Source organism: Paraburkholderia sp. BR13444 (assembly GCF_040948755.1).
GTDB classification, from domain to species: domain Bacteria; phylum Pseudomonadota; class Gammaproteobacteria; order Burkholderiales; family Burkholderiaceae; genus Paraburkholderia; species Paraburkholderia youngii.
In genome coordinates, this window is sequence record NZ_JBFPKM010000079.1 from 1 (window position 1) to 255 (window position 255).

Genomic DNA, 255 nt, shown 5'->3' on the forward strand with positions numbered 1-255 from the left:
GATACAGGGCCTTGCAGGCGGTCGAGCCGAACTGCGCGAGCCGCTCGGTGTGTGCGGAGCCGCAGCGCGGGCAGGCCGGGGCGGGCAGCGCGCGCGGCACGAAGCGCAGGACTTTTTCCTGTGACGCAGAGGTCGCGGCTGAACCGCAGTTGCCCGTGGGCGGCGCGATGCCGTAGACGCGCAGTTTTTCGCGCGCCTCGGCGGTGATCCAGTCGGTGGTCCAGGCCGGCGCGAGCACGGTGGCGACGCGGTAGG

General features: G+C 72.5%; 1 pseudogene. It reads right to left on the reverse strand.

From position 1 onward, the window contains the following. Positions 1-255 (reverse strand): annotated as a pseudogene (locus tag AB3X95_RS39065) (phenylacetate-CoA oxygenase subunit PaaJ); the annotation flags it as partial.